Below are 14,544 nucleotides of genomic sequence, written 5' to 3'. Positions count from 1 at the left end.
TTGATTTACGGGAGGTCTTCTTGACAAAGCCAGCCATACTCGCCCTTGCCGACGGCAGTATTTTCCGCGGTGAAGCTATCGGTGCCGACGGTCAGACCGTTGGTGAGGTGGTATTCAACACCGCTATGACCGGCTACCAGGAAATCCTTACAGACCCTTCCTATGCGCAGCAAATCGTTACCCTGACCTACCCGCACATCGGCAATACCGGTACTACCCCGGAAGACGCCGAGTCGAACCGCGTCTGGTCCGCTGGCCTGGTCATTCGTGACCTGCCGCTGCTGGCCAGCAACTGGCGTAACACCCAGTCGCTGCCTGAGTACCTCAAGGCCAACAACGTCGTCGCCATCGCCGGCATCGACACCCGTCGCCTGACCCGAATCCTGCGTGAAAAGGGCGCTCAGAACGGTTGCATCCTCGCCGGTGACAACATCAGCGAAGAAGCCGCCATCGCCGCTGCCCGCGCTTTCCCGGGTCTGAAGGGCATGGACCTGGCCAAGGTCGTTTCCACCAAGGAACGCTACGAGTGGCGCTCCAGCGTGTGGGAACTGAAGACCGACAGCCACCCGACCATCGAAGCCGCTGACCTGCCTTACCACGTGGTCGCCTTCGACTACGGCGTCAAGCTGAACATCCTGCGCATGCTGGTTGCCCGTGGCTGCCGCGTGACCGTGGTGCCGGCCCAGACTCCGGCCAGCGAAGTGCTGGCACTCAACCCGGACGGCGTGTTCCTGTCCAACGGCCCTGGTGACCCCGAGCCTTGCGACTACGCCATCCAGGCGATCAAGGAAATCCTCGAGACCGAGATCCCGGTATTCGGTATCTGCCTGGGCCACCAGCTGCTGGCCCTGGCTTCTGGCGCCAAGACCGTGAAAATGGGTCATGGCCACCACGGTGCCAACCACCCGGTCCAGGATCTGGACACCGGTGTGGTCATGATCACCAGCCAGAACCACGGCTTTGCCGTTGACGAGGCCACCCTGCCGGGCAACGTCCGCGCCATCCACAAGTCGCTGTTCGACGGCACCCTGCAGGGTATCGAGCGTACCGACAAGAGCGCGTTCAGCTTTCAGGGCCACCCTGAAGCGAGCCCAGGCCCGACCGACGTCGCGCCACTGTTCGATCGTTTCATCGATGCCATGGCCAAGCGCCGCTGAGCATCCTGCTTCAAGGCCCCGGGCCGGCTTGCGCCGCGCCCGGAAGCGCCTGACCCAGATTGTTCAAAGCGGCTTGCCGACTGACCCCGGATTTGAGTGACAACCATGCCAAAACGTACAGATATCAAAAGCATCCTGATTCTCGGCGCTGGCCCGATCGTGATCGGCCAGGCCTGCGAATTCGACTACTCCGGCGCCCAGGCCTGTAAAGCCCTGCGCGAGGAAGGTTTCCGCGTCATCCTGGTGAACTCCAACCCAGCCACCATCATGACCGACCCGGCCATGGCCGACGCCACCTACATCGAGCCGATCAAGTGGCAGTCGGTGGCCAAGATCATCGAGAAAGAGCGCCCGGACGCACTGCTGCCGACCATGGGTGGCCAGACTGCACTGAACTGCGCCCTGGACCTGGAGCGCCACGGCGTTCTGGAAAAGTTCGGCGTGGAAATGATCGGTGCCAATGCCGACACCATCGACAAGGCCGAAGACCGCTCGCGCTTCGACAAGGCCATGAAAGACATCGGCCTGGAGTGCCCGCGCTCCGGTATCGCCCACAGCATGGAAGAAGCCAACGCCGTCCTCGAGCGCCTGGGCTTCCCGTGCATCATCCGTCCATCGTTCACCATGGGCGGCACCGGTGGTGGTATCGCCTACAACCGTGAAGAATTCGAAGAAATCTGCGCCCGTGGCCTGGACCTGTCGCCGACCAAGGAACTGCTGATCGACGAATCGCTGATCGGCTGGAAGGAATACGAGATGGAGGTTGTCCGCGACAAGAAGGACAACTGCATCATCGTCTGCTCGATCGAGAACTTCGACCCGATGGGCGTGCACACCGGTGACTCGATCACTGTCGCCCCGGCACAGACCCTGACTGACAAGGAATACCAGATCATGCGCAACGCCTCCCTGGCGGTGCTGCGTGAAATCGGTGTTGAAACCGGCGGTTCCAACGTGCAGTTCGGTATCTGCCCGAACACAGGCCGCATGGTCGTGATCGAGATGAACCCGCGCGTTTCGCGTTCCTCGGCGCTGGCCTCCAAGGCCACTGGCTTCCCGATCGCCAAGATCGCTGCCAAGCTGGCTGTCGGCTACACCCTCGACGAACTGCAGAACGACATCACCGGCGGCCGCACCCCGGCGTCCTTCGAGCCGTCGATCGACTACGTCGTCACCAAGCTGCCGCGCTTCGCCTTCGAGAAATTCCCGAAAGCCGACGCCCGCCTGACCACCCAGATGAAGTCCGTGGGTGAAGTCATGGCCATCGGCCGTACCTTCCAGGAGTCTCTGCAGAAAGCTCTGCGCGGCCTGGAAGTCGGCGCCTGCGGCCTCGACCCGAAAGTCGACCTGGCCAACCCCGAAGCCAGCAGCATCCTCAAGCGCGAGCTGACCGTACCGGGCGCCGAGCGTATCTGGTACGTGGCTGACGCCATGCGTGCCGGCATGACCTGCGAGCAGATCTTCGACCTGACCGGCATCGACATGTGGTTCCTGGTGCAGATGGAAGACCTGATCAAGGAAGAAGAGAAGGTCAAGACCCTGGCCCTGTCGTCGATCGACAAGGACTACATGCTGCGCCTCAAGCGCAAGGGCTTCTCTGACCAGCGCCTGGCCAAGCTGTTGGGTATCACCGACAAGAACCTGCGCCGTCACCGCCACAAGCTGGAAGTGTTCCCGGTGTACAAGCGCGTCGACACCTGCGCTGCTGAATTCGCTACCGACACCGCCTACCTGTACTCCACCTATGAGGAAGAGTGCGAGGCCAACCCGTCGACCCGCGACAAGATCATGATCCTGGGTGGCGGCCCTAACCGTATCGGCCAGGGTATCGAGTTCGACTACTGCTGCGTACACGCCGCACTGGCGCTGCGTGAAGACGGTTACGAGACCATCATGGTCAACTGCAACCCGGAAACCGTCTCCACCGACTACGACACATCCGACCGCCTGTACTTCGAGCCGCTGACCCTGGAAGACGTGCTGGAAGTGTGCCGTGTCGAGAAGCCGAAAGGCGTGATCGTCCACTACGGTGGCCAGACCCCGCTGAAACTGGCCCGCGCCCTGGAAGAAGCCGGCGTACCGATCATCGGTACCAGCCCGGATGCCATCGACCGCGCTGAAGACCGCGAGCGCTTCCAGCAGATGGTTCAGCGCCTGAACCTGCTGCAGCCGCCAAATGCCACCGTGCGCAGCGAAGAAGAAGCCATCAGCGCTGCTGGCGGCATCGGCTATCCGCTGGTAGTGCGCCCGTCCTACGTACTGGGCGGCCGTGCCATGGAAATCGTCTACGAGCTGGACGAGCTCAAGCGCTACCTGCGCGAAGCCGTGCAGGTGTCCAACGACAGCCCTGTACTGCTCGACCACTTCCTCAACTGCGCCATCGAGATGGACGTGGATGCGGTGTGCGACGGCACCGATGTGGTGATCGGCGCCATCATGCAGCACATCGAGCAAGCCGGCGTTCACTCCGGTGACTCGGCGTGCTCGCTGCCACCTTACTCGCTGAGCAAGGAAGTGCAGGACGAAGTCCGCGTACAGGTCAAGAAAATGGCCCTGGAACTGGGCGTGGTCGGCCTGATGAACGTGCAGCTGGCCCTGCAGGGCGACAAGATCTACGTCATCGAAGTCAACCCGCGCGCTTCGCGTACCGTGCCGTTCGTCTCCAAGTGCATCGGCACCTCCCTGGCGATGATCGCGGCCCGCGTCATGGCCGGCAAAACCCTGAAAGAGCTGGGCTTCACCCAGGAAATCATCCCTAACTTCTACAGCGTCAAGGAAGCCGTCTTCCCGTTCGCCAAGTTCCCGGGGGTTGACCCGATCCTCGGCCCTGAGATGAAATCGACCGGTGAAGTCATGGGTGTCGGTGACAGCTTCGGTGAAGCCTTCGCCAAAGCCCAGATGGGTGCCAGCGAAGTACTGCCGACCGGCGGTACCGCATTCATCAGCGTGCGTGACGACGACAAGCCGCAAGTGGCTGGCGTTGCCCGCGACCTGATTGCCCTGGGCTTCGAAGTGGTCGCCACTGCCGGCACCGCCAAGGTTATCGAGGCGGCCGGCCTTAAAGTGCGCCGCGTGAACAAGGTGACCGAGGGTCGCCCGCACGTGGTCGACATGATCAAGAACGACGAGGTGTCGCTGATCATCAACACCACCGAAGGCCGCCAGTCGATCGCCGATTCCTACTCGATTCGTCGCAATGCGCTGCAGCACAAAATTTACTGCACCACCACCATTGCGGCCGGTGAAGCCATCTGCGAGGCGCTGAAATTTGGTCCGGAAAAGACCGTTCGCCGCCTGCAGGATCTGCATGCAGGACTGAAAGCATGAGCATTACCAAGTACCCGATGACCGTCCAGGGCGCTCGCGCCCTGGAAGAGGAGCTGCTCTTCCTGAGCAAGACCGAGCGCCCGCGCCTGAGCCAGGCCATTGGTGAAGCGCGCGAACTGGGTGACCTGAAGGAAAATGCCGAGTACCACGCTGCTCGTGAAGAGCAGGGCATGGTCGAGGCGCGTATCCGCGATATCGAAGGTCGCCTGCAGAACTCGGTGGTGATCGATGTGACCACCATCCCTCACACCGGCAAGGTGATTTTCGGTGCCACCGTGGTACTGGCCAACACCGAAACCGATGAAGAGGTGTCCTACCAGATCGTCGGCGAGGATGAAGCCGACGTGAAACAGGGCAAGCTCTCGAGCGGAGCGCCGATTGCCCGTGCCATCATCGGCAAGGAAGAAGGTGATACTGTCGTCGTCAAGACGCCTAGCGGCACGGTCGAGTACGAGATTGTCGAAGTCAAGCACATCTGACCGGCGCCTGCGGGCGCCATCCCTCGAGGGGATCCTCTGGCAGCTGGCCCAGGTTTTCTGGGTCGGCGGCTTGTGGGTGTTTCACGTGGGGTTGGTGCCCGCGCTCAAGGTCAGTGGCCTGGCGCCGCTGCTGGTGCAGGATGTCGCCGGGCAGATCGACCGCTGGTTGATCGGCGTGGCGCTGCTTGGCTTGTTGACCCAGCTGGCAGTGCTGGCAAGGGTGGACGGCCTGTCGGCCTGGTGGCGGCAGTTCCGCGGCCAGATGCTGCTGCTCGGCTTCGGTGCCTGCGTGGGGTATTACACCTTGCGCTACGGTATTTCCGTTGGCGAGCGTTGGCAGCTGCTCTGTTTCCTGGTGCTGGGCTTTTCCGGCATCGTGCTGGTGGCCCAGCCGGTTCCGGTCAAGGTGCGCCGCTAAGCGGCTCGAGATCGCTGGGGCCGGTTCGCGGCCCATTGCCGGCAAGCCGGCTCCCACACCGACCGCATCGAATTCAGGCCATGCGCCGTACCTGTGGGAGCTGGCTTGCCGGCGATGGGCTGCGCAGCAGCCCCTTTGCCGTTACTTGTAACGGTGGATATTGGACAGTTGCTTGTTCGGCTGTGGGTTCTTGCGGTAGATCAGCGCTTTCTTGCCGATGGTCTGCACCAGTTCGGCACGGCCGGCCTTGCACAGTTCGGCAATGGTCTCGGCGCGCTCTTCGCGGTCTTCCGAGCGAATTTCGACCTTGATCAGCTCATGGTCGACCAAGGCGCGCTCCAGTTCGGCGATGACGCCTTCATTCAAACCGTTGCCAGCGACGATCAGGACCGGCTTCAGGTCATGACCAATGGACTTGTATTGCTTCTTCTGCTCGTTATTGAGCGGCATAATCTGACCCTTTCCGTCTGATTCTGTAAAATTGACCGGCATTTTACCCGAGGGCCACCGGCTCCGCCCAGTCAATCACGACGCATATCATCGAGGTGCCCCGTGGTACAACGTTCCAAAAGCAGCGCAAACTGGCTGCGAGAGCATTTCAACGATCCTTTTGTGAAACAGGCACAAAAGGACGGCTACCGCTCGCGTGCGAGCTACAAACTGCTGGAGATCCAGGAAAAGGACCGGCTGATCCGCCCAGGTATGAGCGTGATCGATCTCGGCGCTGCTCCTGGTGGCTGGTCGCAGGTGACCAGTCGTCTGATTGGTGGCCAGGGCCGCCTGATCGCGTCCGACATCCTGGAGATGGACTCGATCCCCGATGTGACCTTCATCCAGGGCGATTTCACCCAGGATGAAGTGCTGCAGCGCATTCTCGAGGCCGTCGGCGATTCGCACGTAGACCTTGTGATTTCCGACATGGCCCCCAATATGAGTGGTACGCCTGCGGTGGACATGCCGCGTGCCATGTTCCTCTGCGAGCTGGCCCTCGATCTGGCAACCCGCGTGCTAAAGCCCGGCGGCGATTTCCTGATCAAGATTTTCCAGGGCGAAGGTTTTGACGTGTACCTCAAGGACGTGCGCAGCAAGTTCGACAAGGTACAGATGCGCAAGCCGTCGTCGTCGCGTGACCGTTCCCGCGAGCAGTACCTGCTGGGCAGGGGTTTCAAAGGGGCATGAAAGGCGTGAAGCGTGGTCGCCGATAGTTATTTCCAATCGGCCGCCGCGTCAGGATCGTCCGAACTTCGTGTAGTCTAGCTTTCACAAAGGGTTACAGACGGTGCCTGCGGCTGCGTAGGTAATGTAGTAAGTTAGGGCGATGAATATCATGCGAGGAACGGCTGCGTCGTGCGCCGACCTCAGAGGGTAGCGAATTGAACGACATGGCAAAGAATCTGATCCTGTGGTTGATCATCGCAGCTGTCCTGGTGACAGTGATGAACAACTTCTCCAGCCCTAACGAGCCGCAGACCCTCAACTATTCCGACTTCATCCAGCAGGTCAAGGATGGCAAGGTCGAGCGTGTGACCGTCGACGGCTACATCATCACCGGCAAGCGCGCCGATGGCGACAATTTCAAGACCGTGCGTCCGGCCATTACCGACAACGGCCTGATTGGCGACCTGGTCGACAATCACGTCATCATCGAAGGCAAGCAGCCTGAGCAGCAGAGCATCTGGACACAGCTGCTGGTAGCGAGCTTCCCGATCCTGGTGATCATCGCCGTGTTCATGTTCTTCATGCGCCAGATGCAGGGCGGAGCGGGGGGCAAGGGCGGGCCGATGAGCTTCGGCAAGAGCAAGGCGCGCCTGTTGTCTGAAGACCAGGTCAAGACCACCCTGGCCGACGTTGCAGGTTGCGACGAAGCCAAGGAAGAAGTCGGCGAGCTGGTCGAGTTCCTGCGCGACCCGGGCAAGTTCCAGCGCCTGGGCGGTCGTATCCCGCGCGGCGTGCTGATGGTCGGCCCGCCCGGTACCGGTAAGACCTTGCTTGCCAAGGCCATCGCCGGCGAAGCGAAGGTGCCATTCTTCACCATTTCCGGTTCGGACTTCGTGGAAATGTTCGTCGGTGTCGGTGCCAGCCGTGTGCGCGACATGTTCGAACAGGCCAAGAAACACGCCCCGTGCATCATCTTCATCGACGAGATCGACGCCGTTGGTCGGCACCGTGGCGCAGGCATGGGTGGCGGTCACGACGAACGTGAGCAAACCCTCAACCAGTTGCTGGTGGAGATGGACGGCTTCGAGATGAACGATGGCATCATCGTCATCGCCGCTACCAACCGTCCGGACGTGCTCGACCCGGCGCTGCTGCGCCCCGGCCGCTTCGACCGTCAGGTAGTGGTGGGCCTGCCGGACATTCGTGGTCGTGAACAGATCCTCAAGGTACACATGCGCAAGGTGCCGGTCGGCGAGAACGTCAACCCGGCGGTCATTGCCCGTGGTACCCCTGGCTTCTCCGGTGCGGACCTGGCCAACCTGGTCAACGAGGCCTCGCTGTTTGCCGCGCGCGCCAACAAGCGCCTGGTCGAAATGAAAGAGTTCGAACTGGCCAAGGACAAGATCATGATGGGCGCCGAGCGCAAGACCATGGTCATGTCCGAGAAAGAAAAGCAGAACACTGCCTACCACGAGGCTGGCCACGCCATTGTCGGTCGCCTGGTGCCTGAGCACGATCCGGTCTACAAGGTTTCGATCATTCCGCGTGGCCGTGCCTTGGGCGTGACCATGTTCCTGCCGGAAGAAGACCGCTACAGCCTGTCCAAGCGCGCACTGATCAGCCAGATCTGCTCGCTGTACGGCGGCCGTATCGCCGAGGAAATGACCTTGGGCTTCGACGGCGTCACTACCGGTGCGTCCAACGACATCATGCGTGCCAGCCAGATCGCCCGCAACATGGTGACCAAGTGGGGCCTTTCCGAAAAACTCGGGCCGCTGATGTACGCCGAGGAAGAAGGTGAGGTGTTCCTGGGTCGCAGTGCTGCGAGCCAGCACGCCAGCGTTTCCGGCGAAACCGCCAAGCTGATCGACTCGGAAGTGCGCAGCATCATCGACCAGTGCTACGCCACGGCCAAGCAGCTGCTCACCGACAACCGTGACAAGCTCGATGCCATGGCCGAAGCGCTGATGAAGTACGAGACCATCGACGCCGAGCAGATTGACGATATCATGGCTGGCCGTACCCCCCGCGAACCGCGCGACTGGGATGATGACTCGGCTTCGGGCAAACCAGCTGCCCAGGGTGATCGCCCGGAATCGCCGATCGGCGGTCCAGCGGCTCAACACTAAGGGCATCTATGAGCTCAGTGCAGTACCCGACCCGGTTGCCTTGCGGCAACCGGGTTCTTGATTTGTCGCGTACCCATGTCATGGGTATTCTCAATATCACCCCTGATTCCTTCTCCGATGGCGGGCGCTTCAACCAGCGTGATGAGGCGTTGCGTCATGCCGAAGCTATGGTTGCCGCAGGTGCCACGCTGATCGACATCGGCGGAGAGTCCACGCGGCCGGGTGCGCGCGCGGTATCGGTGACCGAGGAGCTGGAGCGGGTAGCTCCCATGGTCGAGGCGATCAACAGCCGCCTCGATGTGGTCATCTCGGTCGATACCTCCACGCCAGCCGTCATGCGTGAATCGGCACGCCTCGGTGCAGGGTTGATCAACGACGTGCGTGCCCTGGAGCGCGATGGCGCCCTGGACGCAGCCGCGGATACCGGCCTGCCGGTGTGCCTCATGCACATGCGTGGCGAGCCGGGTAACATGCAGGACGACCCGCATTACGAAGATGTGACCGCCGACGTTACGCGCTACCTTGAACAGCGAATGGTCGCCTGCGCCGCGGCGGGCATCGACGCAAACAGAATCATCCTTGATCCGGGCTTCGGTTTCGCCAAGACACTGTCGCACAATCTGAGCCTGTTCAAGCACATGGAAGCGCTCTATCGCCTTGGGCGCCCGCTGCTGGTGGGTGTTTCACGCAAGAGCATGATCGGCCTGACGCTGGAACGTCCGGTTGGCGAGCGGTTGTATGGCAGCCTTGCGCTGGCGGCGTTGGCCATGACCAAGGGGGCGAGCATCCTTCGTGTCCATGACGTGGCCGAAACCGTTGATGTGGTGCGCATGATCGCTGCGGTGCAAAACGCCGAATAAGAACATTGGAGTCCCTATGAGCAGAAAATACTTTGGTACCGACGGCATTCGTGGCCGCGTCGGCGAATACCCGATCACGCCTGACTTCATGCTGAAGCTTGGCTGGGCGGCCGGCATGGCCTTCCGCAAGCAAGGCCACTGCCGAGTTCTGGTTGGCAAGGACACGCGTATCTCCGGCTACATGTTCGAGTCCGCACTCGAAGCCGGCCTGTCCGCGGCAGGTGCCGATGTGATGCTGCTCGGGCCGATGCCTACGCCGGCCATCGCCTACCTGACGCGTACCTTCCACGCCGAAGCCGGCATCGTCATCAGCGCCTCGCACAACCCGCACGATGACAATGGCATCAAGTTCTTCTCGGGCCAAGGGACCAAGCTACCGGACGAAGTCGAGTTGATGATCGAGGAATTGCTCGATCAGCCGATGACCGTTGTCGAGTCGGGCAAGCTGGGCAAGGTTTCGCGCATCAACGATGCAGCCGGCCGCTACATCGAGTTCTGCAAGAGCAGTGTGCCGACCAGCACCAGCTTCGACGGCCTCAAGCTGGTTGTCGATTGCGCCCACGGTGCCACCTACAAGGTCGCGCCAAGCGTTTTCCGCGAGCTGGGTGTCGAAGTGACCGTGCTGCATGCCCAGCCAGACGGCCTGAACATCAACGAAGGCTGTGGCTCGACTCACATCGAATCGCTTCAGGCTGCCGTGCTGGTAGGCCATGCCGACCTGGGCATTGCCTTTGACGGTGATGGCGACCGCGTGCTGATGGTCGACCACACCGGCGCCATCGTTGATGGTGACGAACTGCTGTTCATCATTGCTCGCGACCTGCAGGAGCGTGGAAAGCTGCAGGGCGGGGTGGTGGGCACGCTGATGAGCAACCTGGGCCTGGAGCTTGCGCTGAAGGAACTGGATGTTCCGTTCGTGCGGGCGAAGGTCGGTGACCGTTACGTCATGGCAGAGCTGCTGGAGCGTGAGTGGCTGGTCGGTGGCGAAAACTCCGGGCACGTCGTGTGCTGCAACCACACCACCACCGGTGATGCGATCATCGCAGCGCTGCAGGTATTGATGGCACTCAAGCGTCGTGGCGAAACCCTGGCGCAGGCTCGTCAGGCCCTGCGCAAGTGCCCGCAGGTGCTTATCAACGTGCGCTATGGCGCCAGCAAGGTCGACCCACTGGAGCACCCGGCGGTCAAGGAAGCCAGTGCCAAGGTGACCGAGGCCTTGGCAGGCCGCGGCCGCGTGCTGCTGCGAAAATCCGGTACCGAGCCGTTGGTGCGGGTGATGGTCGAGGGCGAGGACGAAAGCCAGGTGCGTGCGCACGCAGAAGCGTTGGCCAAACTGGTCGGCGAAGTTTGTGTCTGAAGGCGCTTGCCAGCGCAGATAGGGTTGGGTACTATCTGCGCCCACTTTGACCGACGAGGTAAAGCATGCGTCGCCCTATGGTAGCTGGTAACTGGAAGATGCACGGTACCCGCGCTAGCGTCGCTGAGCTGACCGAAGGCTTGAGAAATCTGGCCTTGCCGAGCGGAGTGGAAGTCGTTGTATTTCCACCGGCCTTGTTCATCAATCAAGTGATCGATGGCCTGGCAGGTAAGGAAATTACTGTCGGCGCACAGAATTCTGCAGTACAACCCGAACAGGGTGCGCTGACCGGAGAAGTTGCTCCGGAACAGCTGGTTGAAGCAGGCTGCAAGTTGGTGTTGATTGGTCATTCGGAGCGTCGCCAGGTCATTGGTGAAACCGACGAAGTGCTCAATCGCAAGTTTGCAGCGGCCCAGGCCAAAGGTTTGAAACCAGTGCTTTGCATCGGGGAAACCCTTGAAGAGCGCGAGGCTGGCAAAACGCTCGAAGTTGTCGGGCGTCAACTAAGCAGTATCATCGAGGCATTCGGTGTTAAGGCTTTTGCCAATGCAGTAATTGCCTATGAGCCTGTATGGGCCATCGGTACCGGCCTTACGGCCACGCCACAGCAGGCCCAGGATGTGCACGCAGCCATCCGTAGCCAGTTGGCGGCAAAAGATGCTGAAGTGGCTGCGAAGGTGCAGTTGCTCTACGGCGGCAGCGTGAAGGCGGCCAATGCGGCCGAACTGTTCGGCATGCCGGATATCGATGGGGGGCTCATTGGTGGAGCTTCCCTGAACGCAGACGAATTCGGTGCAATTTGTCGCGCCGCAGGAAACTGAACAAATGCTGGAAACAGTCATCGTTGTTTTTCATCTGTTGGCAGCGCTGTCGCTTGTAGTGCTGGTTCTGTTGCAACAGGGTAAAGGTGCGGAAGCAGGTGCATCTTTCGGCGCGGGTGCTTCAAATACCGTGTTCGGGAGCCAGGGTTCTGCAACGTTTCTGAGTAAATTAACTGCTATACTCGCTGCCACTTTCTTTTTGACAGCACTTGGGTTAGGATACTTCGCGAAGCAACAAGCTCACCAGCTTAGCCAAGCAGGTCTTCCAGATCCAGCAGTGCTAGAAGTGAAAGAGCCGCAGAAACCGGCAGTTAATGATGATGTACCGGTGCTCCAGCAGCAGAAGAGCGAAACCACTCCTAACACGGGTGATGTACCTCCTCCGGCACAAGAGCAGAAGTAACGGGTTTCAAGTAGTATTGCCGAGGTGGTGGAATTGGTAGACACGCAACCTTGAGGTGGTTGTGCCCATAGGGTGTAGGGGTTCGAGTCCCCTTCTCGGTACCAATTAAAGCTTGAGAGCCCGCTTTAGCGGGCTTTCTTGCAGGTGAAGGTTCGGATTTGACCCTCAAGAGGGTTCGGTCTTATACTTTTGCCCCAGCTTTGTCGCGGGGTGGAGCAGCTTGGTAGCTCGTCGGGCTCATAACCCGAAGGTCGTTGGTTCAAATCCAGCCCCCGCAACCAGCTTCAGCGGAGCCCCTTTTCAGGGGCTTTTTGCTAACCGAACAGTTTCGGCGTCGTTGTCCAACGGCGCTTTCAGGGATGGGCGCTTCGCCCATTTTTTATTTGCACAGCATGCACGAGGGGGTTCAGGTGTCGAGCAAGCTAGAACAGTTGCAGGCCTTGTTGGCCCCGGTTGTCGAGGGTCTGGGCTATCAATGCTGGGGGATCGAATACGTTTCCCAGGGTAAGCATTCGGTACTGCGCATCTACATCGACAAGGAAGGCGGCATCCTGGTGGACGACTGCGAAGCGGTCAGCCGTCAGGCCAGCGCAATTCTCGATGTGGAAGATCCGATCAGCAGTGAATACACCCTCGAGGTGTCTTCTCCAGGCATGGATCGCCCACTGTTCACTCTGGAACAGTTTGCCTCGCATGCCGGCGAACAAGTGAAGATCAAGCTGCGCTCACCCTTCGAGGGTCGTCGTAACTTCCAGGGCCTTCTCCGCGGTGTGGAGGAACAGGATGTGGTGGTCCAGGTGGACAATCAAGAATTCCTGTTGCCGATCGACTCGATCGACAAGGCCAATATTATTCCCAGTTTTGACTGAGACGTGCCGGGCCCGGCGGACTATCCGGGCCCAATGGCTTGCGCAAGGCGAGGCGTACGATGAGCAAAGAAGTACTGCTGGTTGTTGAATCGGTATCCAACGAAAAAGGTGTACCGCCCGGCGTCATTTTCGAAGCGCTGGAAGTGGCACTGGCCACTGCAACCAAAAAACGTTTTGAAGACGAAGTCGACCTGCGTGTGGAAATCAACCGCCACACCGGTAGCTACGAGACCTTCCGTCGCTGGACCGTGGTCGACGAAGCCGATCTTGATGATCCGGCGATCGAGACCTGGTTGAGCAAGATTCACGAAACCCACCCTGAAGCCAAGGTTGGTGACGTGATCGAAGAGAAGATCGAGTCCATCGAATTCGGTCGTATTGCCGCCCAGACCGCCAAGCAGGTCATCGTGCAGAAGGTCCGTGAGGCCGAGCGTGCCCAGGTGGTCGATGCCTACCGCGAGCGCGTTGGCGAGATCATCTCCGGTACCGTCAAAAAGGTTACCCGCGACAACGTCATCGTTGACCTGGGCAACAACGCCGAGGCCCTGCTGGCCCGCGAAGACATCATTCCGCGCGAGACCTTCCGTGTTGGCGTGCGCCTGCGTGCGCTGCTCAAGGAAATTCGCACCGAGAACCGTGGCCCACAGCTGATCCTGTCGCGCACCGCGCCACAGATGCTGATCGAGCTTTTCCGCATCGAAGTGCCGGAAATTGCCGAGGGCCTCATCGAAGTCATGGCTGCATCCCGTGATCCGGGTTCGCGAGCCAAGATCGCCGTCCGCTCCAAGGACAAGCGCATCGACCCGCAAGGCGCCTGCATCGGCATGCGTGGTTCGCGCGTCCAGGCCGTATCCGGGGAGTTGGGTGGTGAGCGTGTGGATATCGTCCTGTGGGACGATAACCCGGCGCAGTTCGTCATCAACGCCATGTCGCCGGCTGAAGTCGCGGCGATCATCGTTGATGAAGATGCCCATGCCATGGACATCGCCGTTGCCGAGGACAACCTGGCCCAGGCCATTGGTCGTGGCGGTCAGAACGTTCGCCTGGCCAGTCAGCTGACCGGCTGGACCCTGAACGTGATGACCGAAAAGGACATCCAGGCCAAGCAGCAGGCCGAAACCGGTGACATCCTGCGCAATTTCATCGATGAACTGGAAGTCGACGAGGAGCTGGCCCAAGTGCTGGTCGACGAAGGCTTCACCAGCCTCGAAGAAATTGCCTACGTACCGTTGGAAGAAATGCTCAACATCGATGGCTTTGACGAAGATATCGTCAACGAGCTCCGCGCTCGAGCCAAGGACCGTTTGTTGACCAAGGCCATCGCTACCGAAGAAAAACTGGCAGACGCCCATCCGGCTGACGACCTGCTCTCCCTCGAGGGTATGGACAAGGACCTGGCGGCGGAACTGGCGGTGCGCGGCGTGGTTAACCGCGAAGACCTGGCCGAGCAGTCGATCGACGATCTGCTCGACATCGACGGCATCGACGAAGAGCGTGCCGGCAAGTTGATCATGGCCGCCCGAGCCCACTGGTTCGAGTAATTAGGCGCGGCCTGAGGAGAGAAGT

13 protein-coding genes and 2 tRNA genes are annotated in these 14,544 nt (G+C 60.5%); 14 read left to right on the top strand and 1 reads right to left on the bottom strand.

All coding sequences use genetic code 11. The annotated features are described in order from the left end of the window. The first annotated feature begins 20 nt into the window (after positions 1-20). From carA to ACK56M_RS25410, 4 genes are all read left to right on the top strand, one after another. Complete coding sequence (carA, locus tag ACK56M_RS25425; protein ID WP_013974294.1) at positions 21-1,157, top strand: glutamine-hydrolyzing carbamoyl-phosphate synthase small subunit; 1,137 nt, start codon at positions 21-23, stop codon at positions 1,155-1,157. A gap of 105 nt (positions 1,158-1,262) precedes the next feature. Then, positions 1,263-4,484, top strand: coding sequence for a carbamoyl-phosphate synthase large subunit (gene carB / locus ACK56M_RS25420; protein WP_015271865.1), 3,222 nt, complete (start codon positions 1,263-1,265; stop codon positions 4,482-4,484). Next, positions 4,481-4,963, top strand: coding sequence for a transcription elongation factor GreA (greA, locus tag ACK56M_RS25415; RefSeq protein ID WP_411959131.1), 483 nt, complete (start codon positions 4,481-4,483; stop codon positions 4,961-4,963). Before carB ends, greA begins: the two co-directional genes overlap by 4 nt. After that, on the top strand, positions 4,941-5,381 hold the full coding sequence (locus tag ACK56M_RS25410) for a hypothetical protein (RefSeq protein WP_052261053.1): 441 nt from the start codon (positions 4,941-4,943) through the stop codon (positions 5,379-5,381). Before greA ends, ACK56M_RS25410 begins: the two co-directional genes overlap by 23 nt. A 141-nt stretch (positions 5,382-5,522) precedes the next feature. Here the strand turns inward: ACK56M_RS25410 and yhbY are convergent, their stop codons facing one another. Further along, positions 5,523-5,831, bottom strand: coding sequence for a ribosome assembly RNA-binding protein YhbY (yhbY, locus tag ACK56M_RS25405; protein WP_003249945.1), 309 nt, complete (start codon positions 5,829-5,831; stop codon positions 5,523-5,525). Between the two features lie 102 nt (positions 5,832-5,933). On the opposite strand from yhbY, the gene rlmE reads away from it, so the two are divergent. The 10 genes from rlmE (at position 5,934) to nusA (ending at position 14,519) form a co-directional block, all read left to right on the top strand. Then, positions 5,934-6,560: a 23S rRNA (uridine(2552)-2'-O)-methyltransferase RlmE gene (rlmE, locus tag ACK56M_RS25400; RefSeq protein ID WP_015271862.1), complete on the top strand. Its 627-nt coding sequence runs from the start codon at positions 5,934-5,936 to the stop codon at positions 6,558-6,560. Between the two features lie 203 nt (positions 6,561-6,763). After that, positions 6,764-8,668 (top strand): ATP-dependent zinc metalloprotease FtsH, encoded by a 1,905-nt coding sequence (gene ftsH, locus ACK56M_RS25395; RefSeq protein WP_015271861.1) that lies wholly within the window; start codon positions 6,764-6,766, stop codon positions 8,666-8,668. A gap of 8 nt (positions 8,669-8,676) precedes the next feature. Then, a complete protein-coding gene (folP, locus tag ACK56M_RS25390) occupies positions 8,677-9,528 on the top strand; it encodes a dihydropteroate synthase (protein ID WP_015271860.1) in 852 nt (283 codons plus the stop codon). Positions 9,529-9,544: 16 nt separating this feature from the next. Beyond that, on the top strand, positions 9,545-10,885 hold the full coding sequence (glmM, locus tag ACK56M_RS25385; RefSeq protein ID WP_411959130.1) for a phosphoglucosamine mutase: 1,341 nt from the start codon (positions 9,545-9,547) through the stop codon (positions 10,883-10,885). A gap of 65 nt (positions 10,886-10,950) precedes the next feature. Beyond that, positions 10,951-11,706 carry a triose-phosphate isomerase gene (tpiA, locus tag ACK56M_RS25380; RefSeq protein WP_015271858.1) on the top strand — a complete coding sequence of 252 codons (756 nt, stop codon included), beginning with the start codon at positions 10,951-10,953 and terminating at the stop codon, positions 11,704-11,706. A gap of 4 nt (positions 11,707-11,710) precedes the next feature. Then, positions 11,711-12,109 (top strand): preprotein translocase subunit SecG, encoded by a 399-nt coding sequence (secG, locus tag ACK56M_RS25375; RefSeq protein ID WP_015271857.1) that lies wholly within the window; start codon positions 11,711-11,713, stop codon positions 12,107-12,109. An 18-nt stretch (positions 12,110-12,127) separates the two neighbouring features. Next, a tRNA-Leu gene (locus ACK56M_RS25370) sits at positions 12,128-12,213 on the top strand. A gap of 100 nt (positions 12,214-12,313) precedes the next feature. Continuing rightward, positions 12,314-12,390: transfer RNA gene (locus tag ACK56M_RS25365), tRNA-Met, on the top strand. Between the two features lie 129 nt (positions 12,391-12,519). Next, positions 12,520-12,978, top strand: a complete 459-nt coding sequence (rimP, locus tag ACK56M_RS25360) for a ribosome maturation factor RimP (RefSeq protein ID WP_003249960.1) — start codon at positions 12,520-12,522, stop codon at positions 12,976-12,978. 59 nt (positions 12,979-13,037) lie between these two features. Continuing rightward, positions 13,038-14,519 carry a transcription termination factor NusA gene (gene nusA / locus ACK56M_RS25355; RefSeq protein WP_003258062.1) on the top strand — a complete coding sequence of 494 codons (1,482 nt, stop codon included), beginning with the start codon at positions 13,038-13,040 and terminating at the stop codon, positions 14,517-14,519. Positions 14,520-14,544 lie beyond the last annotated feature (25 nt).

Source organism: Pseudomonas sp. s4 (assembly GCF_046764235.1).
Classification (GTDB): domain Bacteria; phylum Pseudomonadota; class Gammaproteobacteria; order Pseudomonadales; family Pseudomonadaceae; genus Aquipseudomonas; species Aquipseudomonas asiatica.
The sequence above is the reverse complement of the archived record's forward strand: the minus strand, read 5'-3'. Positions and strand labels throughout refer to the sequence as shown.